Genomic DNA, 889 nt, shown 5'->3' on the forward strand with positions numbered 1-889 from the left:
AGGATAGCCCCAGCCATATAAGATCGAATCAATACGTCCCGGGTAGCCATTTTGAGCTTTGATTCACCGGCATCGACCATTTTTTTGGTAAATTCACTTGGTATGAGATAAGACATAAACGCTCCAGATTGAATTGATGTAAACAGGTAAGTAGTTAGCATGTTTTATGCCTGACTTTCTTTATGCTTTAGTTTCAATTGGTTAGCGTTTTAGGCCGCTGTGAAAAAGTGTTTTTTTGCACCAAGATGATTCGAAACGACGTGTCGGCTGCACAAGCATGAGGCGCACGAACAACGAAATGTTATTTAGAAACTGACTCAGACCAGGTAGTAGTATCAAGCAAAGCTGGTTGTGGGCGGCCAATGTGATATCCCTGAGCAAAATCCACCCCAAAACCTCTTAACAGCGCTAATATTTCCGCATTTTCGACAAACTCAGCGGTGGTCTGACGATTAAGCCCTTTGGCGACATCAACTAAAGCTTTGACAAAAAGTTGGTCATCGGCATTTTTATCCAGATTTTTAATAAAGATGCCATCAATTTTGATGATGTCGACGGGCAATTCCCGCATATAGTTAAATGAGGAAAACCCGACGCCAAAATCATCGAGGGAAAACCGACAGCCTAAGGCTTTTATTGCCTGCATCATGGCTTTGGCTTGCTGCAGATTAGAGACTGCTACTGTTTCAGTGATTTCAAAAATGATGCCGTTGGGATTGACTTGATGTTCGGCAATTGTGTTTTCCAGTAAAGGCAATAACACGGATGTATCAATTACCAAACCAGAGAGGTTTATAGCAAAACAAACGTTTCTTCCCTGCTTTTGCATTGCCCCCAGTTGCTGCAGAGCGTGGTGGATAACATAATGATCTATCTGCTGAATCAAACC

General features: G+C 42.3%; 1 protein-coding gene and 1 pseudogene. Both read right to left on the minus strand.

The genetic code is table 11. The features are described from left to right. Positions 1-116 (minus strand): annotated as a pseudogene (locus tag B3M51_RS10460) (formate/nitrite transporter family protein); the annotation flags it as partial. A gap of 185 nt (positions 117-301) precedes the next feature. Further along, positions 302-889: EAL domain-containing protein (locus tag B3M51_RS10465; protein ID WP_292759006.1), on the minus strand; the 588-nt coding region annotated here is incomplete at its 5' end.

This window comes from Methylophaga sp. UBA2689 (genome assembly GCA_002354555.1).
In the GTDB taxonomy this organism is placed as follows: Bacteria; Pseudomonadota; Gammaproteobacteria; order Nitrosococcales; family Methylophagaceae; genus Methylophaga.